Genomic DNA, 24,704 nt, shown 5'->3' with positions numbered 1-24,704 from the left:
ACATCCCTATTCTTCTGAAATAGGGATGTCTTTTATTTTTTCTTTCGAAGCTCCTTCCGTTCCCATGCCCTTAAATGAGGATAAGGGTCAAAAGACCATTCGGTTCTTCCGTTGTCTTTATACATGCCGTAGTGAAGATGGGGCGGGAATTTTCCCGATGTTCCCGGCGGCCCATATCCCGTTGCTCCGACCGAGCCGATCACTTGGCCGGGTTCGACGATTTCTCCCACTTTCAAGCCTTTTGTGAATCCGTTCAAATGGGCGAAATAATGGTACGTATTGTTGATGTCTCTGATTCCGATCCGCCATCCGCCGAAACGATTCCAGCCTTTCATTTCCACAATACCGTAGCATGTCGACCGGACGGGGAGGCCGTAATGGGCGAACAAATCCGTCCCTTCGTGAATGCGCCTGCCCCCGAATCCGCGGGCATCTCCCCATGTGCTTCTATAGCTGTAATCTGATCTTACGGGAAGAGGAAAGGCGTGCTTGCCCAAATCAATGTGGCCGTATTTTTGAAAAAGCCTGATAAAGCCTGATATGATGCCGACCGTCTGATCTCTTTCGTAAAACTCCCACAGGCCGATGCGGATATTTTCTATGTCTCTTCCATATGTCAACAAGTATTGTCCAAACGTATAAAGGACGTCTTCATCCTGATCCGGTTCCGCCAGTCCGTCTCCGTTTCCGTCCATTCCAATTCCGTCAAAAACCTTGATGCTGAGCGGTGACGTATCTTTCGGGTTGGGGTTTTCAGGTCCGCTCCACACGCTTTGCGGAATATATATCCCGGTGTGCCCTTTTTGCTTCGGCAAGTCCTTGCGGTTTTTGCGGATATTGATTTCGTATTGGTCGACAGCCGCGAAAACATACCAAGGAATATGGGTTGCAGCTTCTGTTTTATGATAAAGGGCCATTCTCTTTTGCAGATCGGGCTCTTTTTTCTCCTTTGCAAGAGCGCACGGCTGCGATATGAGCAAAAGGAGGATGAGAACGGATAATACAGCTTTCACAGTGTCCTTAGCTCCTTTCAGTTTGAATACGGTTAGTTTGTGACATCTGCAGAAATCGATAATAAGAAAATGTTAGAAATTCGATCTTGTCTAATCATGCTCTTGTTCACAAATCTGTACTATGTTAAAGTGACTAAAGATGAAGATTTAGCATTTTTAATTTAAGCGGTTCCAAAGCAAGGGGACACATCCGGCGCTATGTTTTCGTATTGAACTTGACTACAATCCACAATGGAGATGATGGAATTGGCAAAGAAAGACGAGCACCTAAGAAAGCCCGAATGGCTTAAGATCAAGCTGAACACAAATGAAAACTATACGGGCTTAAAAAAATTAATGCGGGAAAACAACCTCCATACGGTCTGTGAAGAGGCGAAATGCCCGAACATTCACGAATGCTGGGCCGTTAGACGTACCGCAACCTTTATGATTCTCGGATCTGTCTGTACGAGAGCCTGCCGCTTCTGTGCGGTGAAGACGGGGCTGCCGACAGAACTTGACTTGAATGAGCCGGAAAGAGTCGCAGATTCTGTGAGCATCATGAACCTGAAACACGCGGTCATTACAGCCGTTGCCCGCGACGATTTAAAAGACGGAGGAGCGGGGGTATTCGCTGAAACCGTACGCGCCGTGCGGAGAAAAAGCCCGTTTACAACAATCGAAGTTCTCCCGTCTGATATGGGCGGAGATTATAATAATTTGAAAACGCTGATGGATACGCGTCCGGACATTTTAAACCATAATATTGAGACGGTCCGCCGCCTGACGCCGAGAGTCCGTGCGAGAGCTACATACGAAAGGTCATTGGAATTTTTGCGCCGCGCCAAAGAGATGCAGCCTGATATCCCGACGAAATCCAGCATCATGATCGGCCTCGGCGAAACAAAAGAAGAAATCATCGAAACAATGGACGACCTTCTTGCGAACAATGTTGACATCATGGCAATCGGCCAGTATTTGCAGCCGTCCAAAAAACATATTAAAGTACAGAAATATTACCATCCTGACGAGTTTGCCGAGCTGAAAGAAATCGCCATGGAAAAAGGCTTCAGTCACTGTGAAGCAGGGCCGCTCGTCCGCTCTTCATACCATGCCGATGAACAGGTAAATGAAGCGTCCAAAAAACGCCAGGCACAGGCATAACATGGGATGAAAAAACGCCAGCCGTTTGCGCTGGCGTTTTTCTTATTTTCAGGTCATGATTCGGTCGCTTTTCCTTTTCCGTCAAGGCCGTTTTCATCTGTACCTGTCGTTGTTTTGCCTTGCGGCGATTTTTGCATTTCCTTAATCGTATCGGCCATCAGCTGATCGACGTTTCTTGAATTGGCTCCAAGCCGGCTGAAGTTGGCGACGGACTGCATCATATCCGGATCATCGGAAATATAGATATGGTAATATCTCGGAATGACGGATGCCGCCGTCTTTTTGACTTGATCAGCCGTCAGTTCGCGCTGTCCGGAGTCCGTTTTGTACACGACAAGCGCTTCTTCGTCTGTTACAAGCGCTGACGCATCTTGAATATTGGGAAGCTGAACCGTTAAACTAGATATAATATGCGCCATTTCTTCCCGGTCGATTTGGGGCGCCTGCATTTCTTCCTTGTTTGCAACAGGTGTTGCCTGATGGCGCGCATATCCGAATCTGCCTTTTCGGTTGTCATTTCTGAACTTTTCATGATATTGAGGGTTCTTATCTGCAACGTGAACGGTATTTCCGTCTTCGTCATATATATTGTGTTCGGTATCGTTTAAGGCCGTCTGGCATCCTGCTAAAGGCACCGCCAGCAGCCCTGCTAAAAGAATTTTTTTCTTCATTCTGCTTTTCCTCCTCATTTATAGCTTTTCCAACGGGGAGGATTTATTCTTAGCAATTGATGGCGGCCCGGGTTTGAATTATCATATAAAAGAGGTGAAAAGAATGATTGTCGTTCAGAACGCTGCATTTGAAGTCGTCAAAGATGTGAAAAACGGTTTTAACGAAGAAGCGTTTAAAGCCAGATACTCCGATATTTTAAATAAATATGACTACATCGTCGGGGATTGGGGATACAGCCAGCTGAGGCTGAAAGGCTTTTTTGACGATCAAAATCAAAAGGCCACATTTGATACGAAGATCAGCACGCTTGATGAATATATTTACGAGTACTGCAATTTCGGATGTGCCTACTTTGTTTTAAAACGTCTGCGAAAATAAGCGATCATAAAAGGGGATGCTCTGATGATGTATTTTGTCGATCGACACAAAATCGAAAACACGCTGAACTTCCTGGAAGAGGAGCTTCGGCTTTATCAAACGCAGGAGGAATGGACTTCCGACGTCGAAAAAAAAGCGCTCGAACGAATCGGCCACACGCTGATCGAATGTATACTGGATATAGGGAACGATATGATTGACGGCTTTATTATGAGAGATCCTGGAAGCTATGACGACATAATGGATATACTGACCGATGAAAAGGTTGTCAGCCAAGCGGAAGGCGACAGTCTGAAACATTTGATCGCCTATCGGAAAACATTGGTTCAAGACTACTTGAATGTCAACCATGAAGAATTGGACGAGCTGCTCAGCAGGCATGCGGAAACGCTTGAGAAATTTCCGGCGCGGATCCGCGATTATTTAAACCATGAGCTCGGTCCGGTATCCGCATTCAAACCGCACTAAACAAAACTGGAGTGTACAACATGAAAACATACAAAGGATACTTAATTGATCTGGATGGAACAATGTACAAAGGGACGGAAAAAATTGAAGAAGCATGCGAATTCGTAAGGAAGCTGAAAAACCGGAACATCCCGTATCTGTTCGTTACGAACAACTCGTCGCGCACGCCGAAGCAAGTGGCGGACAAGCTTGTTTCATTTGATATTCCGGCCGAAGAGAGCCAGGTATTCACAACCAGCATGGCGACCGCCAATTTTATCGCCGAACAAAAACGAGATGCTTCCGTCTATGTGATCGGTGAGGAAGGCATCCGGCAGGCCATTGAGGAAAAAGGACTGGCATTCGGCGAAGAAGACTCCGACTTCGTCGTCGTCGGTATCGACCGCGGCATTACATACGAAAAGCTAGCCGTCGGTTGCCTTGCCATCCGCAACGGCGCTACATTCATTTCGACTAACGGCGATATCGCCATTCCTACAGAAAGAGGACTCTTGCCAGGCAATGGTTCTCTCACGTCAGTATTAACCGTTTCTACGCAGACAGAGCCAATTTTTATCGGCAAGCCGGAACCGATCATCATGGAGCAGGCGATGAAGGTGCTCGGCACAGATATCAGTGAAACGCTGATGGTCGGTGACAATTATGATACGGATATTATGGCGGGAATGAATTCCGGGATGGACACGCTTCTCGTTCATACGGGCGTGACCAAAAAAGAACACCTTGAAGCCTATCAGGAAAAGCCGACATATGTCATTGATTCATTGACAGACTGGATGGATCGCATCTAAACCGCAAAAAAACACTTGTCTTTTAAGGACAAGTGTTTTTTAATGCTTATTCCGTATCTTTTGCTCGATGCGCCAGTCTGCTGGATGCGGCTGCCGCAATCGCTCCGACGATATCATCCAAAAACGTGTGGCATTCGCCTGTTGATTTATCGTTTAATCGTGCGAGCACTCCCGGTTTGATTTTATCGATATATCCATAGTTTGTATAACCGATTGATCCATACAAATTCACAATGGAGAAGGATAAGATTTCATCGACGCCGTACAGGCTTTCATCTGTCTCGATTAAGGTTTGGAGCGGTTCCATGAGCTTTCTTTGCTCTCCCAGCATATCCAATTGAATCCCTGTAATCACGGCATTTTGAACTTCGCGTTTTTTCATGACCCGGTTGACATTCTCTTCACATTCTTCTTTTGTCAAGTTTGGATGATATTTCTTCTGCAGTACGTAGACAAGATCGGCAATTTCCGAAATCTTGACGCCCCGTTTCTCAAGCCATTCTTTTGCTGCTGTTTCGATTTGATGCATGCTGTTGTTTTCCGGCATCATTTTCACCCAATCTTTTTTTACTTAGTGTATACAAACAACCTTAAAAATGTAACGATTTTAGAACTCTTTTTCCGGATCGATTCATAATCGAATCCTTTCTTGATTACGATGTGTAGAAGGAGAAAAATTTATCAGGAAGTGATATCCGTGAAGGAACTGATCAAAGAAAAGTTCGGAATCCATATTCGCGACCTTACTTCTTACTTGTCTTATCAGGCTTTTCATACCCCGAATTCGATGTTTTTGATCATCCCGGTATCCCACTTAAGTCAGGATGAGCTGGCGGAATTGTTTAGTATGAGTCAGTATTTGCAAGAACAGCGCGACCCATACGTTTCATCTTTTATATTGACAAAGGACGGGGAGATGACATTTGAGGACAATGGCGCCTCATATGTGCTGCTTCAAGCTGCTCCCCGCATGACAAACAGGTCTGTTTCATTTGGGGCGGAGCTGGCCGAATTTCATCAGAAGGGAAGGGGATACCCTTACGAGGTAAAAGAAACCTCGCGGATCGGGCAGTGGAAAGAACTGTGGGGGAAACGGCTCGACCAGCTGGAACAATTCTGGATTCAAAAAACGCAGGCAAGACAGCTGCAGCCTTTTGAAAAACATTTTATCGAATCGTTTCCTTATTATCTCGGTTTAACCGAAAATGCGATTCAATATTTGGCCGATACCGAATTGGATGATCAGCCGCAGGCCGCCGACTCCGGGACGATTTGCCAGCAGCGGCTCACCTGTGAGGCTTTAAGACGCGAGCCGCTTATAAAAATCCCGATGGAATGGGTGTTTGATCATGCGGCAAGGGATCTTGCGGAATATGCCAGAAGCTTGTTTCACGAAAGGAAAAACTTCAATGAAATCGCATTGTTTTTTCAGCAATACGAACAAGCCGCGCCGCTTTCCTCATTTTCTAAGCGGCTGGTGTACAGCAGGCTGCTGTTTCCGCTCCACTATTTTGAGACGGTTGAGGGGTACTATATTTCTCCTGAATCAGAGCACCATTATTTTGAAAGCAGACTCGACCATTTATTGTCTCAAGCGCCGGCTTATGAGCAATTTCTGAACGGGATTCAAGAAATGGTGGGCATGAGAGCCGCAGGATTGATGAGCATGCCCCCTGTCAATTGGCTGAAAAGGACACCATAGATGCCGCGGTGTTCTTTTCTTCATGTTAACATTTCCGGATTTTTTCGATATGCTTAGACTGGAAGCTACTCTTAGAAAGGAACGAGGCAGCATGGACAAACCGTTTGTATATGTAACGAGAAAATTACCCGAAGAACAGCTTTCTGCGCTAAAAGAAGAAGCCCGTATTGAGATGTGGGAAAAGGAAGAAGAACCGTGCCCGCGCGCCGTTCTGGCGGAAAAAGCAAAAAAGGCGCACGGACTGTTGACGATGCTTTCCGACACGGTTGATGAGGAGCTTTTAAAAGGCGCGCCGCATTTAAAAGTGGTGGCCAATTTGGCGGTGGGTTATGACAACCTCGATGTGGCGGCTGCGAAAAAGCATGGCGTCATCTGCTGCAACACGCCCGGCGTGCTGACAGAGTCAACGGCAGATTTGACGTTTGCTCTGCTGATGGCATCCGCGCGCAGAATCGTCGAGGCAAGCGACTGGATTAGACAAGGAAACTGGACGGGCTGGGGGCCGCTGCTTTTGGCCGGAGCGGATGTCCATCATAAAACGATTGGCATCGTCGGAATGGGGAGCATTGGACAAGCCGTCGCCCGGCGGGCGAAAGGCTTTGGCATGGAGATTTTATATCATAATCGCACCCGCAATCCCGAGGCGGAAGCCGGACTGGGGGCAACTTATCTGTCCTTTGACGAACTGCTCGAACAGGCGGATTTTGTTGTATGCCTGACGCCTCTGACTGCTGAAACGAAGCATCTGTTTAACCGCAGCGCTTTCAAAAGGATGAAGCGCTCCGCTATTTTTATCAACGTCTCAAGAGGACAGGTTGTCAATGAAGACGATTTATATGAAGCCCTGATCGAAAAAGATATTGCCGGCGCAGGACTCGACGTCTTTGCGGAAGAACCCGTGCAAAAGGATCACCCGCTCGCCAGTCTGCCGCAAGTGACCGCGCTGCCTCATATCGGCAGCGCCACTGTCGAAACGAGAGAAGCCATGATGAGGCTTTGTGCGGAAAATATTGCGCTTGTCCTGGGAGGGAAGCCGGCAAAGACCGAGATTTGACGTTTCTTCCGGCCTGAGCGGGTCGGAAGATTTTCTTACAAAAATATTTCTGAATATATAGAATCTTATTATATCAATGTATAAAGCGTTTTCATGATTTGTTTTTCAGCAAATGTCATCTTGTCAAAAAAAGAATCCCCCATTATAATGTTTGTAACTTAAATGTCTGCGTTGTGTTTACAAATGTCCTCGCAGAGAGGACGACAAGAGAGAGAAAGGTGGAATTTCATTGAAGGCGATACGAGTGGGGCTGCTAGGATTAGGAACAGTCGGGAGCGGTGTGGTGAAGATTATTCAGGATCACCAGGATAAGCTGACACACCAAGTCGGATGCCCTGTTACGATTCAAAAAGTTCTTGTAAAAGATAAAGATAAGAAGAGGGATGTCGAACTTTCCAAAGATGTTCTGACGACGGAAGCTTATGATGTCATTCAAGATCCGGATGTGGATGTCATCATCGAAGTCATCGGGGGGATCGAGGAGACAAGACGCTATTTGCTCGATGCGCTTCAGGCGAAAAAACATGTCGTGACAGCGAATAAAGATTTGATCGCCCTCTATGGATCGGAACTGACGGCTGCCGCGAAAGAAAACGGCTGCGACCTTTATTTTGAAGCGAGCGTCGCCGGCGGAATTCCGATTTTGCGAAGCCTGGAAGACGGGCTGGCTTCAGACCGAATTACGAAAATGATGGGAATCGTCAATGGAACGACCAACTTCATTTTGACGAAGATGAATAAAGAAAACGCGCCTTATGCTGAGGTGCTGAAAGAAGCGCAGGAGCTCGGCTTCGCCGAAGCGGACCCGACAGCTGATGTTGAAGGTCTTGATGCGGCGAGAAAGATGGCGATTTTGGCCAGGCTCGGTTTCTCAATGAATGTCGATCTTGACGATGTCAAAGTGAAAGGCATTTCCCAAGTGTCTGATGAAGACATCAATTTCAGCAAACGGCTCGGCTATACGATGAAGCTGATCGGCATCGCCCAGCGCGACGGACAAAAAGTCGAAGTGAGCGTCCAGCCGACATTGCTGCCGGAGCATCATCCGCTGTCTTCCGTCCATAATGAATTCAATGCGGTTTACGTATACGGCGAGGCTGTCGGAGAAACGATGTTTTACGGGCCTGGCGCAGGAAGCATGCCGACTGCGACCGCTGTCGTATCAGATTTGGTCTCTGTCATGAAAAACATGCGTCTCGGCGTGAACGGCAGCAGCTTTGTCGATCCGCAGTTTGAAAAGAAGATCAAGGCGCCGTCTGAAATTTTTGCTCAGCAGTTTTTAAGAATTCATGTCAAAGACCAGGTCGGTTCGTTTTCAAAAATCACATCGATTTTTTCGGAAAGAGGCGTCAGTTTTGAAAAAATTCTGCAGCTTCCGATTAAAGGGCATGATGACCTGGCTGAGATTGTCATTGTGACACATCATACGTCTGAAGAGGATTTTACGGATATCTTGCAAAAGCTGAATGATCTTGAGGTTGTTGATCAGGTGAAAAGCACTTATCGAGTAGAAGGGAACGGTTGGAGCTAATGTGGAAAGGACTCATCCATCAATATAAAGAATATTTGCCAGTAACGGACAAAACACCGGAATTGACGCTGAACGAAGGAAATACCCCGCTCATTTACCTGCAAAATCTTTCGAAAAAGCTCGGAATCGAGCTTTATGTCAAAACGGAGGGTGTCAATCCTACAGGCTCCTTTAAAGACCGCGGGATGGTCATGGCGGTCGCCAAGGCGAAAGAAGAAGGCAATGACACGATCATGTGCGCTTCGACCGGCAATACGTCGGCTGCTGCTGCGGCTTATGCGGCCCGCGCCAACATGAAGTGCATCGTCATTATTCCAGACGGCAAAATCGCCTTCGGAAAGTTGGCCCAAGCCGTCATGTACGGCGCCAAAATCATTGCGATCGACGGAAACTTCGACGATGCCCTGAAAATGGTGCGCAGCATTTGCGAGAAAGAGCCGATTGCGCTCGTCAACTCTGTGAATCCTTACCGGATTGAAGGACAGAAAACCGCTTCCTTTGAAATTTGTGAACAGCTGGGCGAAGCGCCTGACATCCTTGCGATTCCTGTCGGGAATGCCGGAAATATTACGGCTTACTGGAAAGGCTTTAAAGAATATCATGAGAAAAACGGCACAGGCCTGCCGGTCATGAGGGGTTTTCAGGCGGAAGGCGCGGCCCCGATTGTCAAAAACAAAGTAATTGAAAAGCCGGAAACCGTTGCGACAGCGATCAGAATCGGAAATCCGGCAAGCTGGGACAAAGCGGTCAATGCTGCAAAAGAATCGAACGGAAAAATCGATGCAGTGTCAGACGAAGAGATCCTGCACGCTTATCAGCTCCTGGCAAGAGAAGAAGGCGTATTTGCAGAACCGGGATCGTGCGCATCCTTTGCCGGCGTGCTGAAACAGCTGCAAACGAAAGAGATTCAGCCGGGGGCGAAAGTTGTCGCCGTCTTAACCGGAAACGGCCTGAAAGATCCGAACACAGCCGTTGATGTGTCGCAGATTAAACCTGTCACACTGCCGACAGATGAAGAAGCGATTCTCGAACACTTAAAAGGAGCCGCTCGTGTATGACTGAGGCTGACATGCTGTTTTCCGTTACGGTTCCCGGAAGCACGGCCAATCTGGGCCCAGGCTTTGATTCAGTCGGCATGGCGCTGTCCCGTTATTTGAGACTGTCTGTTTTTCCTCATGATGAGTGGCGTTTCGAGGCTGAAACAGAAGTCGTAGCGGGAATACCTGAAGGAACGGATAATTTAATTTACCAGGTGGCCAAACGGACCGCCGCACACTTCGGAAAAGACCTTCCGCCAAGCCTCGTCAAAGTGTGGAGCGATATTCCGCTGGCTCGCGGTCTCGGCAGCAGCGCAGCCGCAATTGCCGCTGCGATTGAGCTGGCGAACGAGCTTGCCGATTTAAAGCTCTCTGACCGTGAGAAACTCCATTTTGCGAGCCTTGAAGAAGGCCATCCTGACAATGCCGGAGCATCGCTTTTCGGCGGACTTGTCATCGGACTTCATGAAGAAGATGAAACAGAGATGGTTTCGATGAAAGACATCGATTTGGATGTCGTTGTCGTCATTCCTTTTTATGAAGTGCTGACAAAAGATGCGCGGGATGTTCTCCCCGAAAGCCTCTCTTATCCGAAAGCGGTGGAAGCAAGCGCGGTCAGCAATATGCTCGTCGCCGGACTGATGGCGAAAGATTGGAAGCTTGTCGGCCGCATGATGCAAAAAGACCTCTTTCACCAGCCATACCGAAGGGCGCTCGTCCCTGAGCTTTCGAAAGTGGAGCATGAAGCAGGCCAAAACGGCGCGTTCGGGACGGCTTTGAGCGGAGCCGGTCCGACGATCCTTTCCTTTATTGAAAAAGGAAAGGGAGACGCGCTGAGAGCGCAGCTTGCTTCTAAGTTTCCGCATTGTGAAGTGGACTGTCTTCATGTCCCGGATACAGGCATTATCGTTGAAAGAAAATCAGTAAACAGTGTTTAACGAAAAAAGAGCTTTTCGGCTCTTTTTTTGTTTGCCTTCAAAACAAGGATTTTTATTTAGGAAGTCGAAGTAGTATGACAAACATACATGAGGAGGAGAAACGAACATGAAGCAGCTGATAACCGAAAAAGACCTCATCAAGCTTGTATCGATTACCGATCCGCAGTACTCGCCTGACGGTGCAAAAATCGCCTACGTGCAAACAAAAGTAAACGAAAAACAGGACTCTTATGATTCGCATATCATGGTCTACGATCGGAAACAACAAGCGTCAGTACAATGGACGTTTGGAAAAGGAAGAAACCAGCATCCGCGCTGGTCGCCCGACGGCAAATCCCTTGCATTTACATCCAATCGCGAGGAAACCACACAACTTTACGTGATAAGCGCCGCCGGAGGAGAAGCGAGAAAAGTGACCGATATTCCCTATGATGTATCACAGCCTGAATGGTCGCCTGACGGCAAGTCGTTGCTTTGTTCAGTGAGACTGACGAAAGAGGAAAGCGTTGACGATGAGAAAAAAACGGAGATTGAAGATCACGAACCGCTGGAAGTCGATTCTTTGTCATATAAATTAGACGGCCAAGGGTTTAAAAGGGGAAAGTATACGCAGCTTGTCCTCATTCAAGTGGAAACCGGGGAGATAAAACAGCTGACCGATCTAGAACGCGACCATTTCAGCCACGCATTTTCACCGTGCGGAGGCAGGATTGCATTTTGTGCTAATCAAACGGATATGCGTGTGAACGATGTCTATTTGATGAACCTTTCGACAGGTGATTTGAAGCGCCTTACAGGTCAAAACGGCGTTTTTTCTTCACTATCGTTTTCGCCTGACGGCAAACAGCTTGCATTCATCGGAAACGAAAAGGAATTTCAAAACGCCACGCTTAATAAAGCATGGCTGTATAATATCGAGACAGGAAAACTAACGTCTCTGACGGAAATGCTTGATGTCCATCTCAGCGATGCAGTGGCAGGAGACAGCCTTGTCGGAGGCGTTCTTCCGAAACCGGTCTGGACCAAAGACGGAAACGGCTTTTATGTCATTGGATCTGACCAAGGTTCGACAGGCATTTACTACATATCAATCGAAGGTCTTGCTTATCCGATCCGGTTGGAAAAAGAGCATCTGAACGGATTCAGCCTGCATCCGGATGAAAAAAGCTTTGCGGCATCGATAGCCCTGCCCGTCCGGCCGAGCGAACTTTACCATCTCCCATTGGGTGAAGACAAAGCGGAGCGATTAACAGATGCCAACCAAGCGTTTACGGAAGAGCATATCATATCGGAACCGGAGGAGCTTCAATTTCAGACAGCGGACGGTCTGACAATTCACGGTTGGCTGATAAAGCCTGCTCAATATGAAAAAGGAAACACGTATCCGCTCATTCTGGAAGTGCACGGCGGTCCTCACGCCATGTATGCGAATGCTTATTTTCACGAATTTCAAGTGCTGGCCGCAAAGGGAAGCGCCGTCGTATATGTTAATCCGCGGGGAAGCCACGGCTACGGACAGGATTTTGTCAATCGGGTGAGAGGCGACTACGGCGGAGGAGATTTTAAAGATGTAATGGCAGCTGTTGACTACGCGTTGGAACAATATGATTTCATCGATCAAGAAAGGCTCGGAATCACAGGAGGAAGCTATGGCGGCTTTATGACAAACTGGGCTGTCGGCCACACGAATCGCTTTAAAGCCGCGGTGACGCAGAGGTCCATTTCCAATTGGATCAGTTTTTACGGGGTAAGCGACATCGGCTATTTTTTCACAGACTGGCAGATCGGAGCGGACCTTTTTGAAAATCCCGGCAAACTGTGGGAACATTCGCCCCTCAAATATGCGGACAAGGTGGAGACCCCTCTTCTCATCCTCCATGGCGAACGGGACGACAGGTGCCCGATTGAACAGGCGGAGCAGCTGTTTACGGCATTGAAAAAAATGGGGAAAGAAGTAAAACTCGTCAGATTCCCGAATGCGTCGCACGATTTATCAAGAAGCGGGCATCCGAAGCAGCGGATCAGACGGCTTGAGTATATTGCCGGCTGGTTTGAAGATTATCTATAAAAAAAGAAAAGGCTGCCGTAATGAACGACAGCCTCCTCAAATTAAAATACTTGTTCTACTTCAATGACGCCCGGAACTTCTTCTAAAAGGGCGCGCTCAATTCCAGCTTTAAGGGTGATAGTGGAACTTGGGCAGCTTCCGCATGCACCGAGCAGGCGAAGCTTGACGATGCCGTCTTCAACATCGACGAGTTCACAGTCACCGCCGTCGCGGAGTAAAAATGGACGAAGTTTGTCCAGCACTTCCTGTACTTGTTCTTTCATTTCGACCTCTGTCGTCATTCGTATCGCTCCTTTCAAATCATACAACCATTATATTCAGTCGAACAATAAAAAGCTATTGTTTGGTTTCACTCGTTTTCCCACATATTATATCATATTTGCCGGCAAAGACAAAAAGCGATTTTCATTTCAATATGGAGCGAAAGGACAAAATAGAATAAAATAAAGACAAAGAGAAAGGAGCTGCCGCTGATGAAAAAACAAGCCGAGCTTTTTGTTTACGGTGCCGACGTTCTTTGTCCAAGCTGTGTCAACCTTCCATCATCAAAAGAAACGTATGAGTGGCTCGAAGCCGCCCTGAAAAGAAAATATCCCGATCAGCCTTTCTCGATCACGTACATTGATATCCATCAGCCGCCGGAAAACGATCCTGCAAAACAGGAAATCTCCGAAAAAATCCTGAACGACGAATATTTTTATCCGCTCGTCATGGTCGGTGATCAAGTGGTCGGCGAAGGAAATCCGAAGCTGAAAGACGTGTATAAAGAAATGGAAAAGCAAGGTTATAAGCCTGCATGATAAACAGCAAGGGATAGACATGTCCCTTGCTGTTTTATTTTTTATGATTGCACTTTTCTTAAAGCGGACAGACTAACTACCAGCCGAAAAATAAGGAGGGATAGCCAGCATGTCCAGCATTGAAGGTCAAATCATGTCAGGCGATTTTGATGACGAAATGAATGTTTTTTCATTAAAGAAAATCAAGCAGTTTCAAACGCAGACCAGCTTGAAAGAAAACCAGATCACGGCTCTGCAGCAGTATTTAAGGCAGCATGAGCACGACGAGGGAGGACAGATCATCACCCTTTACGATCAAATGCTTGTGCCTTTATCGCAAGAGGATATTAAAGCCTTGCTGCATGACTTAACAAAAGTCCAGTCATTATATCATTAACGAAAAGCTTTTTTCCCTTTTATACTCGTTTTCCGGCTCTGATGTCATCCGTCATTCCGGGATAAGGGGCTTTTGAAATCAGATCTTCATTATCGATTCCGGCATTTTCAATGAATGTGATATCGGCGAATTCCGGTACGACATATTTTGGATACGTCTCATATTTTTCGCGCGATTCTTCCATTAAGTCGATGTGGTCATTTTGATAGCAGACTGTGATATCAGGGCGTTCATGAACCCATTTAGGGAAGAAGATGATGCCGTGCATCCGCTTTTCATTGGGCATGAAATTCAAGGAAACGTCAGTCCCTGTCGGTTCTGTCCATGATACTTTATAGACGCCTTCAGTCAGCTTGACGATATCGGCTTTTTGATCGCGAACCCAGCGTCCCCCGACCATTCCGCTGTGAATGCGGTAATCAATGGTATGGTCATTTTTAATGTAGATTTCATATTCCCATCCGTTTTCATACGTATAGATCATATGGCTTCCGACAAACTCTTTGACATCTTGATTCATATGAACCGCTCCTTATTTGTTTATTGTAAAATCGAACATGTTGATATTTACATATATAATTATAAAATGTCATCAAAAACAATGTCAAACGAAAATACTTTCTGAGAGATTTGCAACAATACAGAAAATGGTTACGATTGATGTCAGAATTTTGAGTTATTTTAGGAAATTAAGCCAATATTTAGAAAAGTGATTGTCAAAAAATAAGCGATTCTGTAAAATGAAAAACAACCCATAAAAAGGAAGAGACATGGGAGGAAAGGAAGGATAAACGATTGAAGACAAAAATTGCTTATGAGGAAGTCGCGGGAATGCTTAATCAATGGTATGTCATGATCAAGCGCCATGAAGTAGCACAAGCGGTCTCGATTAAATACGACATTGAGCACCGGCTGCCGAATATGGAAGAAAATCAAGATCTGCTTCTTTATTTTAATCTTTTAGACTATCGGCACAAACTGCTGACAGAAGAGTTTGCCGCTTCCACCAAATTGTTCGAGGATATTCAGGAGCAAAAAGCAGATATGCAAAGCACAGATGACATGATCGAATATTATTATTTCTTTTTCGCAGGCATGTACGAATTTCATAAAAAGGATTATACAAATGCCATCAATTATTATAAACTAGCCGAGGAAAAGCTCAGGACAATCCCCGATCAAATCGAAATCGCCGAATTCCATTACAAACTGGCTATCGCCTACTATCAAATCAAACAGAATTTCCTCTCCTTAAACCATGCAAAAACAGCTCTAAAAACCTTCAAAGCACATGATGATTATATTCAAAAAGCGATCAGCAACGATATGCTGATCGGAGCAAATAAACTCGATTTATTTCGTTTTGATGAAGCCGAACAGCATTACAAGCAAGCCCTAAAACACGCGGCACTGATCAAGCACCACGTTCTCCTCGGCATGGCTCACCACAACTTAGGATTGAGCTATGTCAATCGCAATCTCCTCACCTTGGCCGAACATCATTTCAAAGAAGCGCTGCTTATTAAAGAGCATGAAGAATCGGTTTACGGCATCCACTCCATGTTTGAACTGACACATGTGCTGTACAAATCAAATGTTGTCAAAGAAGCCCGCAAATTGTATGAAACAGGATTTTTCCGCGCGGAAAAAGCAGGAGAAAGGGAATATTTGTCGAAATTTAAACTTATTCATGCTCTGTATGATGAACAGGATCCACTTACGGTTGAACATGCTTTAGAATATCTTAAAACGATCAATCTCTGGACGGATGTAGCGGAATTAACATTTGATATCGCACTTTACTATAAAGAAAATGGAGAAGCAGACAAAGCTGCCGAATATTTTGAAGAATCTCATCATGCAAGAGACCAAATTCTTAAAAGAACGGAGGAGTTAAAGTGAAAAAGATGATTGCCGTTGCGTTGACTGCCGTCTTTGCCAGCCTTGTCGTTTTAAGTTTTTCGTCTCAGCCGAAGGGAAATGCCGAGTTTGCCGGTCGCGCCATTTTTCTTGACGATAAGCCGGCCCAGCTGATGGCGGGCAGAGCGATCTTTCTCGACAGCTTTGACGGAAAAGCGCCTGCAGCTTTGCAAAAGACTGCATAAGCTGATTTGTTGCTGTACAAGCTGTTAAACTGGCGCCGAAGCCGGCGCCCTTTTTTTTTGCAGCAATGAGAGACAAGGAGTCAGAACATGATACATATTCAAAATAAATCCGATACAGCGGTTATCGTGCTGCACGAAATATACGGGATTAATCGGCACATGCACGAAGTTTGCCGATTGATAGCTGAGCAGGGCTTTGATGTTATTTGTCCCAATTTGTTAAATCGTGATCAACCGTTTGATTACGCTGAAGAAAAAACAGCCTATCTTTTTTTTATGGAAAACGTCGGTTTTCCCGGCGTTTTGCGCAAAATAAATACAATCATATCCAAGCTGGATCGTCAATATCGCAAGATCATCTTACTCGGGTTCAGCGTCGGAGCAACCGCTGCCTGGCTTTGCAGCGAAGATGAGCGTGTCGATGGGATCGCCGGATACTACGGCTCCCGGATAAGGGACTATCTGGACATATCGCCTTCGTGTCCGGCACTGCTTTTCTTCCCGGAAAAAGAGCAATCCTTTGACGTTGACTCATGTATGTCCCAATTGGAATCAAAGAATGTCAAAACGGTGAAGCTGAAGGGAGAGCATGGATTTAGCGACCCGTATTCCGTAAAATACAACCGGCAGTCCTCGCAAATTGCTTATGAAATGATGATGGAGTTTTTAATAGCTTTATAAAAAGCGGGACAGGCATGGGAACGGTATAATAGGTATGACGCTCAATTCAAAAAAGCTCGCCGATGACAAGGGGGCTTTTTTGAGTAGAATCTTATCTGAGGGAATTCGAATTAAACTGTTCCAAGGATAGACTTCTTACAAAGGCTTCATTTGCGAAATAAAGTTTTGGTAATAATTGTAATTTTAGGAGGGGACAACATGGAAGCTTTTGCAGAATATTTAGAGGGAATTGATCACCCGGAACATCGGGCCCGAATGGAGGAAGTGTTGAGCTGGACAGCGAAGACATTTCCAAATTTAACGCCGAAAATCGCCTGGAATCAGCCGATGTTTACCGATCACGGCACATTTATTATCGGTTTCAGCACAGCGAAAAATCACCTGGCTGTTGCCCCTGAAAGCACGGTAATTGATCGTTTTTCTGAAGAAATCGTGCAGGCCGGCTATGATCATACGAAGCAGCTTGTCCGTTTCCGGTGGGATCGTCCGTTTGATTTCTCATTGCTTAAAAAAATGATCGAGTTTAATATTGCGGATAAGGCGGACTGTTCAACTTTTTGGCGGAAATAAAAAAGCGCAAAATAAGGGCGTTCTCTCATGAAGGCGAGAGAGCCCCGAATGAAGCGATCCCTTCGCCGAATAATGCGATTTCTCATCACATTCTACCTTTTTATTGCTTTTCTGAGAGTGAAAAACCTAACATCTGCCTAACGATGTAACTGCAGTTTTATTAAAACTTAATATGGAAAAAAACCTTAATATATCAGGGTTTCACGAACATCCGCGAAACCCTGCGAAACTTTACCCGTTATGATGCTTATACATCCAAAGCAAGCCTGATTTCAGCAAACGAGGCACTCTGCCGATCAACGGCCGTTCGGCGACCAAACCGAAGCCGGCTTTTTTGCCGAGTGAACCGAGCACGCCTTTCAGCTTGAATTTCGGCATCGTTTCAGGAAGAGGTTCGTCTTTCCAGCGCAGTTCAAGCACTTGGACGATTTGTTCCGCCTGGGCTTCGGCCAGCTGTGCGCTCGGCGCGTGAGGCAAGCTTGCGCAGTCGCCGACAACATAAACGTGTTCGTCTCCCGGCAGGTTATGGTGCGGCGTCAGGACGACGCGCCCTTGCGGATCTTTTTCCACATCGAGATCCCGAACGACTTGATTCGGCTGTATCCCCGCTGTCCAGACGATGGCGTCAGCTTGTATCGGGTCGTCATGATTGTAGACGATGCCTTCTTCCACCTTTGTGATGTTGGCGCAATTGATAATCTTGACGCCGTGATCTTCAAACCAGCTTTGAACATATTTGCTCAATCGCTTCGGGAAGCTCGACAAAATCAATTCTCCCCGGTCAAAAAGGATGATGTTCAAATCCTTTCGGCTCTCCCTCAGCTCGCTCGCAAGCTCAACGCCGCTCAGTCCTGCCCCGACGATCGCAACGGTGGCTTCCGCATTTAAGTTGTTGAGCGCCTGGTACGTGCTGCGTGATTGATCGATTGTCTGAATGCTGTAGGTATGTTCAGGCGCCCCGGGAACGTTGTGATATTTATCTTCACAGCCGAGCCCGATGACGGCGTCATCATAAGATATCGGCTCCCTGTCATGAAACAAAACTTTTTTCCCTTCCAAATCAACAGACGAAATCGTCCCGTATTCAATCTTTAACTTCGGGTGATCCGGGAAGGACACTCTGATATGATGATCGGAAATCGTCCCCGCAGCCAGTGCGTAGTACTCCGTTTTCAAACAATGGTAAGGGTTTTTGTCGATTAAAGTGATCATCACATCATCTGGCAGCTGGTTAGGCAGCAAACGATGAATGATCCGCATATTTCCGTACCCGCCGCCGAGCAAGACTAAATTTCTCATTGGTAATTCCCCTTTTCCCCTCAGATTAAGAAACTAACCTTATTCATTGCAAAATTAAAAAACTATGTAAATACCCTCTAGAATTATATCTAATTTGATGTAAAATCACAATATTTCTCGGGAAAATAACCTACATATCCGCTTTGAATCGATAATTAGTAAAACTCTTTAAGGTATTAATATGTTACAAAAGCTTTATTCCTCAGCCTTAAACTTTGACTATTGAAACGTAAATAGGGTACGATAAAAAAGCGATGTGAGGTGAAATAAAGTGTTTCCAATCGTTGAGTTTTGCGTCAGCAATCTTGCCCAAGGTTCTCAGGAAGCAAAAGAAATATTGGAGAAAGATCCGAATCTGGACGTCGTCGAATACGGCTGCCTGAGTTACTGCGGACAATGCATGCAGACCATGTATGCTCTTGTAAACGGAGAAATGGTGACAGCGAATAATCCGGCTGAATTGGTCGAAAATATATACAAGTTCATTGATGAAAATGAACTTATTTAAAAACGGGGTCATTTTGGTGATCTCGTTTTTTCATGCAAAGCCTTTGTTTGAAAGGGTTTACATAAAAAGAGAAAAAATTCTTAAAAATTTTTGTGGACAGGCCAATCATTAATTGTTATCTTAATAAAAGTTTAAAAAATAATAAGAGGTGTGGTCATGAACATTTTATGGGGACTTCTTGGTATTCTGGCGATTTTCGCGATTGCTTTTCTGCTTTCTGAGCACAAGAGTAAAATTAACATAAGAACGATTTTAATCGGTTTGGCGATCCAGCTCCTGTTCGGATTCATCGTTCTCAAATGGGAAATGGGGCGGGAAGTGTTTCTTTCGTTTACGAAAGCCGTTCAGCATCTCGTCAATTATGCGAATGAAGGGATCAGCTTTCTCTTCGGGCCTCTCTTGCAAGTAGGCGACAGCGCTGCCTTCGCTTTAAGCGTACTTCCTGTTATCATCTTCTTTTCATCGCTGATTGCGGTTCTTTACCACTTACGGATCATGCAAGTCATCATCCGCTTTATCGGCGGCGGATTGGCAAAACTGCTTGGAACAAGCAAAACGGAATCTCTTTCTGCAGCTGCCAATATCTTTGTCGGACAAACTGAGGCGCCGCTTGTGATTAAGCCGTTTATCGCAAACTTAACAAAGTCGGAGCTGTTTGCCGTTATGACAGGCGGACTCGCATCAGTGGCCGGTTCTGTTTTGTTCGGTTACGCCCTTCTTGGGGTTCCTCTCGAATATTTGCTTGCAGCGAGCTTTATGGCTGCACCTGCGGGCTTGATTATGGCAAAAATGCTTATTCCCGAAACTGAAAAACCGAAAATTGAAGAAAAGGATATTCAAATGGCTGAAGACGAAGACGCAGCAAATGTTATTGATGCCGCTGCAAAAGGGGCATCAACGGGTCTTTCTCTTGCTTTGAATGTCGGCGCGATGCTGCTTGCGTTTGTTGCTTTGATTGCCGTTTTAAACGGAATTCTTGGAGGAATCGGCGGATGGTTCGGTTTTAAAGACCTTTCGCTTGAATTCATTCTCGGCTATGTATTTGCACCTCTCGCCTTTGTCATCGGCGTGCCTTGGGATGAAGCGGTTCAGGCCGGAAGCTTTATCGGTCAAAAGCTCGTGCTGAATGAATTTGTCGCTTATTCCAATTTTGCTCCGATGTTTGATCAGCTTTCCGTCAAAACCGCTTCGATTATCAGCTTTGCGCTGTGCGGTTTCGCAAACCTGTCTTCTGTGGCGATTTTGCTCGGAGGATTGGGGGGAATGGCGCCGAGCCGCCGTTCCGATATCGCCCGTCTCGGCTTGAAAGCCGTTGCTGCCGGAACATTGGCCAACCTTACAAGCGCGGCGATCGCCGGTATGTTTATCGGATAACATGATAAAAGCTCCCTGCAAATGAACGCAGGGAGCTTTTATGTATGAAAAACGGGGGATAGCCATATTGTATCCATCCCTTTCAGCTTTTATACTAGAAGAAAGTAAAAAAATGTGGAGGCGGCTATGAATTCTTTTCGTTTTACTAAAATGCACGGCTTAGGAAACAGCTATATATACGTCAATCAGTTTGAAGAACATCTCCCTGAGGAGCTGTTGTCAGATTTGGCCGTCAAAGTGTCCTCCGTTTACACCGGAATCGGTTCAGACGGAATGATACTCATCTGTCCTTCAGATCAAGCGCCGGTTAAAATGAGGATTTTCAACAGCGACGGATCTGAAGGCAAAAACTGCGGAAACGGTTTGCGCTGCGTTGCAAAATACGCGTATGAACATAAACTGGTGAAGGAAACATCTTTTTTAATTGAAACCCTTTCAGGCTTGGTAAAGGCTGAGATTGAAGTGAAAGAAGGAAAAGTTGTGTCGGCTACAGTCGATATGGGCGAACCGCGCCTTCTTAAATCAGATATGCCGATGCGCGGTGAACAGGGGTCGCAGACGATCAATGAAAAGATGATATTCGGCGGCCGTGAAATGAATGGTACCGCTGTATCCATGGGCAATCCCCACATCGTCTTTTATTTGGACGATATTGAAAAAGCGCCGCTTACAACGATGGGACCGCTCATTGAAAAAGATGAAAGGTTTCCGGAAGGGGTTAACGTAGAATTTGTAGAAGTCGAAAATGACAAAGAACTCCATTTCCGTGTATGGGAAAGGGGTTCAGGAATTACCCAGGCATGCGGTACGGGCGCCTGCGCCGCCGCAGTGAGTTCGATACTCAATGGCTATTCCAAACGAGACACGGACATTACCGTCCATCTCGCCGGCGGCGATTTGATCATTAATTGGAAAAACGACGGACGCGTCATGATGACAGGACCCGGTGAAACGGTATGTGAAGGCGAGTTTTTTATATCATGAGTCGGTCCGTTTGAGAAATCGGACGTGCGACTTTATAATAAAGGTACACATGAGCTTTTAGGAGGTGTGATGTTATGAGCGAAAAAACGGTTACGGTCACGGAAGCGGCTGCTCTTCATATCAAGGATATGATGAAAGAGCATGAAGAGGAGAACGCATTCTTGAGAATCGGAGTAAAAGGCGGCGGATGCAGCGGCCTGTCATACGGCATGGGTTTTGAACATGAAAAAAACGAAGATGACAATGAATTCGTCCAGCACGGAATCACAGTGCTTGTAGACCAAGAAAGCCTGGATATCATGAACGGTACGGTCATTGATTTTAAACAATCGATGATGGGCGGAGGCTTCACCATCGATAATCCAAACGCCATCGCTTCATGCGGATGCGGATCATCATTCAGAACCGCAGTGAATGCAAGGAAGCCTGAAGAGTGCTGACGGCTTAAAGGGCGTCATATCAACGTTTTTTAGACGTTGGAATTATCGATGATATGATTCGATCATCTAATCGGAAACGGATGCGCAGGATTGTTAATTGCGCTGGAAAATCCGTAATCAACAGTCATTATTCGGAATAAAAACGACCCTGATTTACGGTCGTTACGGTTGTTAATAACGTCTTTCTTAGCGATGAGGCTAAAACCATCGTTAAGGGAGGCGTTTTTATTATGGCGTTAAAAAAGAAGCGCAAAAGGGCGACAACGGTTTCCGGAGGACAAAAAGGCTACCCCAGGCTATTGCTTGCCGAAGCGCTTGAAATTGCATTGGCCGGTAAAAGAACGGAGGGCCTGCGCGATAGGACTCTCATCGATTACAGGAAGGTGTGGCGTTATTTTACCGACTGGCTGAATGACAACTACGAAATTACATACATTGACGAGATTACAACGGAAATTTTACGGAATTACATCAATTACATGAAGTACGATAAGCCACGTTATCACGGACACAAGTATATAAAGTCAGATGATAATCGCTTAGGGCTATCCGATACAACGATTAATATTAATTTGCGGACCATAAAAGCGTTGTTTAATTACCTGGATCGCGAAGAGTTGATCAGGGTGAATCCGACTGATCGCGTTAAATTAATTCGGCAGGATATCGACCTTACGAACTGCTTTACGGTCGATGAGATCAAGGCGATATTGCGGCAACCGAATTTAAGGGATTATGTCGGTTTCAGGGATTATTGCGCTATGAGTTGCTTGTTAGACTCAGGACTACGGATTGAGGAATTATTGAGTCTTCGCGAAAGGGATATCGACTTGAGAAGTCGATTCATTACAATCAATGCTGATGTAAGCAAGAACAGAAAGCACCGACTGGTTCCTATTTCTGCACACTGCGTAAAATTGTTATTGCAACTCATTACCGAGAATAAATCGCATTTTGCTACTGATCGCATTTTTCTATCGAGTTACGGAGAACCGTTAGGTGCAAATCACTTCAATAAGCGTCTAAAGTATTACGCAGAAAAAGCAGGCGTTAAAGATAAGAAGGTAACCGCGCACGTTTATCGTCATACGTGGGCTAAAACGATGATTTTAAATGGTTGTGATCCATTCACCTTACAAAAAATTGGGGGATGGGCCGACATAAGAACAATGCGACGTTATATACAGATGGATACGAAGGAAATGCGGAGGAGTCACGATGATTTTTCACCGCTAACAACGATTAAAAAGAAAAGAACATAAAAACAAAAAAAAGACGACCACCCGTCGGAAAAAATCCGATAGATAGCACGTCCTCACCTACGTCTATCTTATCGAAAAAAAGCGTTCCAGTCAACGCTTATTTGAGTGCGCCTAATTTTCCGATATGGGTCGGTACGTCTCCAAGGGGAGAAAACCGAATGTACACGAAAGAATCCGCTAAAATGGCGTCTTTTCGTTCTGTGGACGAGCTTAACGGCGCCATCCGCACGCATATATACCGCAATAAATCCGCCCTAACGCCTGCCGCTATCGAGGTTCTGAAGGTGTTGTCGCGTCATGCCTGCAAAACGCCAGGCGTCGCATATTTGAAGCTGCAATCGATCGCGGACTTGATCGGCCGACACCGTACCACAGTTATCCGGGCAATTAAGCGGCTAATAGCCTGCGGCATCATCCGCAAGGAAACGAAATTCCGGCCGGTATCCGGTGGCAACGGCGCCAATATTTACGTGATTTTGCCGGCTGATAATGGCGATGCTACTCCGCAAATGCAACCCCGCTCGACAGCGGACAAGCCTACGGAATCATCGGCTGAAACACCGAAAAGTGCAAGCGAATCTGTTATTTCTAAAAGCGTAAATAAATTACTACGTAATACGTATAGTGCGTTCAAATCTGCGGTCGAATCGTTTGTAAGCGATCGGAAGCTGACGAATAGGCTGTACGGTATTTACCTCGCGCATACGTCGTATTTAAAGGGCGCTTATGATTCCGAGACGCTCGAAGAAATCGGCTTGTATGCGGTGCGTCAGACGTTCATTGCGACAAAGCGCAAACACATTCGGAATCTTGCCGGCTATTATAACGGTGTGCTGGACCGAATGTTAGACCGCCTATATGAAATGCGATTCGATGAGTTGACGCGTTCCTAACCGGTAAACAGAAGGACAGGACGTCGTTTCGCTTCGGTTGACTCTGCGGATGGATGTGCGATTTCGTACGTTAGTGAGACGGGGAGGTCTTCGAGTATATTGGCTTGGATGTTGTCACAATTTGTGACGAGATCATAACGGTTGATCAAGTACGAACAGTCGTTAAGGATGGCGAACCTTGGTTCGTCGCAAAAGATGTTGCGGAAGTATTGGAATTTAGCGAGACCGCACAGATGACAAGGCATCTTGATAGCGAAGAAGTCATGTCTGTCAAATTGACAGGTATGAATATGAACTCAACGCTGATCAATGAGGCCGGGCTTTACTCCGTGATCTTGCGAAGCCGCAAACCAGAGGCCAAACAGTTCAAACGCTGGATCACTCACGAAGTCATCCCAACAATCAGAAAAACAGGCGGCTACGCAGCGATTCTCAAACGAAAACAGCAGAAAATTAGGCGCTTCGACGACTACCTATACGCTAGCTTCCGACAAGCCGCATGGACGGTAAAAGCCCGTGAAAATCGTGTTAAAAACGTTGGGCTATTGGCGGAGTTCGAAACGTTCCTCCAAGCGTAGTTTAATTGTCTCAATTTGCGACAATTGCCGGAAGATGCA

At 46.0% G+C, this 24,704-nt stretch carries 28 protein-coding genes and 1 pseudogene; 23 read left to right on the top strand and 6 right to left on the bottom strand.

The annotated features are described in order from the left end of the window. Positions 1 to 32 precede the first annotated feature (32 nt). Positions 33 to 1,013 (bottom strand): M23 family metallopeptidase, encoded by a 981-nt coding sequence (locus tag QMZ64_RS15195; protein ID WP_020452846.1) that lies wholly within the window; start codon positions 1,011 to 1,013, stop codon positions 33 to 35. A 231-nt stretch (positions 1,014 to 1,244) separates the two neighbouring features. Here QMZ64_RS15195 and lipA point away from each other — a divergent pair, with 231 nt between their 5' ends. Continuing rightward, on the top strand, positions 1,245 to 2,156 hold the full coding sequence (gene lipA / locus QMZ64_RS15190; protein WP_009329538.1) for a lipoyl synthase: 912 nt from the start codon (positions 1,245 to 1,247) through the stop codon (positions 2,154 to 2,156). A 53-nt stretch (positions 2,157 to 2,209) separates the two neighbouring features. Here lipA and QMZ64_RS15185 read toward each other — a convergent pair whose 3' ends face one another. Continuing rightward, positions 2,210 to 2,827 carry a YhcN/YlaJ family sporulation lipoprotein gene (locus QMZ64_RS15185; RefSeq protein WP_035337641.1) on the bottom strand — a complete coding sequence of 206 codons (618 nt, stop codon included), beginning with the start codon at positions 2,825 to 2,827 and terminating at the stop codon, positions 2,210 to 2,212. A gap of 103 nt (positions 2,828 to 2,930) precedes the next feature. On the opposite strand from QMZ64_RS15185, the gene QMZ64_RS15180 reads away from it, so the two are divergent. Genes QMZ64_RS15180 through QMZ64_RS15170 form a run of 3 tightly spaced genes read left to right on the top strand, consistent with a single transcriptional unit; the run spans position 2,931 to position 4,465 of the window. After that, a complete protein-coding gene (locus tag QMZ64_RS15180) occupies positions 2,931 to 3,206 on the top strand; it encodes a YutD family protein (protein ID WP_003184977.1) in 276 nt (91 codons plus the stop codon). Between the two features lie 27 nt (positions 3,207 to 3,233). Further along, entirely contained in the window at positions 3,234 to 3,674 is a 441-nt protein-coding gene (locus QMZ64_RS15175) for a DUF86 domain-containing protein (protein WP_035339277.1), read from the top strand. Positions 3,675 to 3,694: 20 nt separating this feature from the next. Continuing rightward, the gene (locus QMZ64_RS15170; protein ID WP_265625771.1) at positions 3,695 to 4,465 is read left to right on the top strand and encodes a TIGR01457 family HAD-type hydrolase; all 771 of its coding nucleotides are present in this window, start codon (positions 3,695 to 3,697) and stop codon (positions 4,463 to 4,465) included. Positions 4,466 to 4,511: 46 nt separating this feature from the next. Here QMZ64_RS15170 and QMZ64_RS15165 read toward each other — a convergent pair whose 3' ends face one another. Then, on the bottom strand, positions 4,512 to 5,012 hold the full coding sequence (locus QMZ64_RS15165) for a phosphatidylglycerophosphatase A family protein (protein WP_243942296.1): 501 nt from the start codon (positions 5,010 to 5,012) through the stop codon (positions 4,512 to 4,514). 111 nt (positions 5,013 to 5,123) lie between these two features. On the opposite strand from QMZ64_RS15165, the gene yutH reads away from it, so the two are divergent. The 6 genes from yutH to QMZ64_RS15135 all read left to right on the top strand — a co-directional run bounded on the left by yutH (position 5,124) and on the right by QMZ64_RS15135 (position 12,795). Beyond that, on the top strand, positions 5,124 to 6,167 hold the full coding sequence (gene yutH, locus QMZ64_RS15160) for a spore coat putative kinase YutH (RefSeq protein ID WP_265627903.1): 1,044 nt from the start codon (positions 5,124 to 5,126) through the stop codon (positions 6,165 to 6,167). Between the two features lie 91 nt (positions 6,168 to 6,258). Continuing rightward, positions 6,259 to 7,221: a 2-hydroxyacid dehydrogenase gene (locus QMZ64_RS15155; protein ID WP_265625772.1), complete on the top strand. Its 963-nt coding sequence runs from the start codon at positions 6,259 to 6,261 to the stop codon at positions 7,219 to 7,221. 229 nt (positions 7,222 to 7,450) lie between these two features. Beyond that, positions 7,451 to 8,752, top strand: coding sequence for a homoserine dehydrogenase (locus QMZ64_RS15150; protein WP_243942303.1), 1,302 nt, complete (start codon positions 7,451 to 7,453; stop codon positions 8,750 to 8,752). Further along, on the top strand, positions 8,752 to 9,810 hold the full coding sequence (gene thrC / locus QMZ64_RS15145) for a threonine synthase (RefSeq protein ID WP_075751823.1): 1,059 nt from the start codon (positions 8,752 to 8,754) through the stop codon (positions 9,808 to 9,810). The genes QMZ64_RS15150 and thrC overlap by 1 nt, the downstream gene beginning before the upstream one ends. Next, positions 9,807 to 10,727, top strand: a complete 921-nt coding sequence (thrB, locus tag QMZ64_RS15140) for a homoserine kinase (RefSeq protein ID WP_165427982.1) — start codon at positions 9,807 to 9,809, stop codon at positions 10,725 to 10,727. Before thrC ends, thrB begins: the two co-directional genes overlap by 4 nt. A 106-nt stretch (positions 10,728 to 10,833) precedes the next feature. After that, positions 10,834 to 12,795, top strand: coding sequence for a S9 family peptidase (locus QMZ64_RS15135; protein ID WP_243942305.1), 1,962 nt, complete (start codon positions 10,834 to 10,836; stop codon positions 12,793 to 12,795). A gap of 41 nt (positions 12,796 to 12,836) precedes the next feature. Here the strand turns inward: QMZ64_RS15135 and QMZ64_RS15130 are convergent. Then, positions 12,837 to 13,135, bottom strand: a pseudogene (locus QMZ64_RS15130) (NifU family protein). Positions 13,136 to 13,268: 133 nt separating this feature from the next. Between QMZ64_RS15130 and QMZ64_RS15125 the strand changes: the two are divergent. Both QMZ64_RS15125 and QMZ64_RS15120 read left to right on the top strand, forming a co-directional pair. Continuing rightward, positions 13,269 to 13,595, top strand: a complete 327-nt coding sequence (locus tag QMZ64_RS15125) for a YuzD family protein (RefSeq protein WP_035337631.1) — start codon at positions 13,269 to 13,271, stop codon at positions 13,593 to 13,595. A gap of 109 nt (positions 13,596 to 13,704) precedes the next feature. Continuing rightward, positions 13,705 to 13,971, top strand: a complete 267-nt coding sequence (locus QMZ64_RS15120; protein ID WP_243942307.1) for a hypothetical protein — start codon at positions 13,705 to 13,707, stop codon at positions 13,969 to 13,971. Positions 13,972 to 13,990: 19 nt separating this feature from the next. Here the strand turns inward: QMZ64_RS15120 and QMZ64_RS15115 are convergent, their stop codons facing one another. Then, positions 13,991 to 14,491, bottom strand: a complete 501-nt coding sequence (locus QMZ64_RS15115; protein WP_009329528.1) for a phenolic acid decarboxylase — start codon at positions 14,489 to 14,491, stop codon at positions 13,991 to 13,993. 275 nt (positions 14,492 to 14,766) lie between these two features. On the opposite strand from QMZ64_RS15115, the gene QMZ64_RS15110 reads away from it, so the two are divergent. The 4 genes from QMZ64_RS15110 to QMZ64_RS15095 all read left to right on the top strand — a co-directional run bounded on the left by QMZ64_RS15110 (position 14,767) and on the right by QMZ64_RS15095 (position 17,327). Continuing rightward, the gene (locus QMZ64_RS15110; RefSeq protein ID WP_265625773.1) at positions 14,767 to 15,873 is read left to right on the top strand and encodes a Rap family tetratricopeptide repeat protein; all 1,107 of its coding nucleotides are present in this window, start codon (positions 14,767 to 14,769) and stop codon (positions 15,871 to 15,873) included. Between the two features lie 5 nt (positions 15,874 to 15,878). Next, positions 15,879 to 16,076, top strand: coding sequence for a hypothetical protein (locus QMZ64_RS15105; protein WP_154495611.1), 198 nt, complete (start codon positions 15,879 to 15,881; stop codon positions 16,074 to 16,076). 87 nt (positions 16,077 to 16,163) lie between these two features. Continuing rightward, on the top strand, positions 16,164 to 16,757 hold the full coding sequence (locus tag QMZ64_RS15100) for a dienelactone hydrolase family protein (protein ID WP_243942311.1): 594 nt from the start codon (positions 16,164 to 16,166) through the stop codon (positions 16,755 to 16,757). A 198-nt stretch (positions 16,758 to 16,955) separates the two neighbouring features. Next, positions 16,956 to 17,327: an iron chaperone gene (locus QMZ64_RS15095; protein WP_265625774.1), complete on the top strand. Its 372-nt coding sequence runs from the start codon at positions 16,956 to 16,958 to the stop codon at positions 17,325 to 17,327. Between the two features lie 231 nt (positions 17,328 to 17,558). On the opposite strand, the gene QMZ64_RS15090 is transcribed toward QMZ64_RS15095, so the two are convergent. Continuing rightward, positions 17,559 to 18,626 carry an NAD(P)/FAD-dependent oxidoreductase gene (locus QMZ64_RS15090; protein WP_243942314.1) on the bottom strand — a complete coding sequence of 356 codons (1,068 nt, stop codon included), beginning with the start codon at positions 18,624 to 18,626 and terminating at the stop codon, positions 17,559 to 17,561. Between the two features lie 271 nt (positions 18,627 to 18,897). Between QMZ64_RS15090 and QMZ64_RS15085 the strand changes: the two genes are divergently transcribed. The 7 genes from QMZ64_RS15085 to QMZ64_RS15055 all read left to right on the top strand — a co-directional run bounded on the left by QMZ64_RS15085 (position 18,898) and on the right by QMZ64_RS15055 (position 24,665). Further along, a complete protein-coding gene (locus tag QMZ64_RS15085) occupies positions 18,898 to 19,134 on the top strand; it encodes a YuzB family protein (protein ID WP_003184941.1) in 237 nt (78 codons plus the stop codon). A gap of 156 nt (positions 19,135 to 19,290) precedes the next feature. Further along, a complete protein-coding gene (locus QMZ64_RS15080) occupies positions 19,291 to 20,508 on the top strand; it encodes a NupC/NupG family nucleoside CNT transporter (RefSeq protein ID WP_243942316.1) in 1,218 nt (405 codons plus the stop codon). A gap of 126 nt (positions 20,509 to 20,634) precedes the next feature. Beyond that, complete coding sequence (gene dapF, locus QMZ64_RS15075) at positions 20,635 to 21,492, top strand: diaminopimelate epimerase (RefSeq protein ID WP_301441422.1); 858 nt, start codon at positions 20,635 to 20,637, stop codon at positions 21,490 to 21,492. A gap of 74 nt (positions 21,493 to 21,566) precedes the next feature. Further along, positions 21,567 to 21,932, top strand: a complete 366-nt coding sequence (locus QMZ64_RS15070) for a HesB/IscA family protein (protein WP_301441421.1) — start codon at positions 21,567 to 21,569, stop codon at positions 21,930 to 21,932. Between the two features lie 230 nt (positions 21,933 to 22,162). Beyond that, positions 22,163 to 23,194 carry a tyrosine-type recombinase/integrase gene (locus QMZ64_RS15065; protein ID WP_301441420.1) on the top strand — a complete coding sequence of 344 codons (1,032 nt, stop codon included), beginning with the start codon at positions 22,163 to 22,165 and terminating at the stop codon, positions 23,192 to 23,194. Between the two features lie 158 nt (positions 23,195 to 23,352). Continuing rightward, positions 23,353 to 24,087, top strand: coding sequence for a helix-turn-helix domain-containing protein (locus tag QMZ64_RS15060; protein ID WP_301441419.1), 735 nt, complete (start codon positions 23,353 to 23,355; stop codon positions 24,085 to 24,087). A 119-nt stretch (positions 24,088 to 24,206) separates the two neighbouring features. Beyond that, a complete protein-coding gene (locus QMZ64_RS15055; protein WP_483298505.1) occupies positions 24,207 to 24,665 on the top strand; it encodes a BRO-N domain-containing protein in 459 nt (152 codons plus the stop codon). The last annotated feature ends 39 nt before the right edge of the window (positions 24,666 to 24,704 follow it).

The organism is Bacillus sp. LB7 (assembly GCF_030449715.1).
Classification (GTDB): Bacteria; Bacillota; Bacilli; order Bacillales; family Bacillaceae; genus Bacillus; species Bacillus paralicheniformis.
Note: the sequence above shows the minus strand (reverse complement) of the source record. Positions and strands in the feature narration are given on the sequence as shown.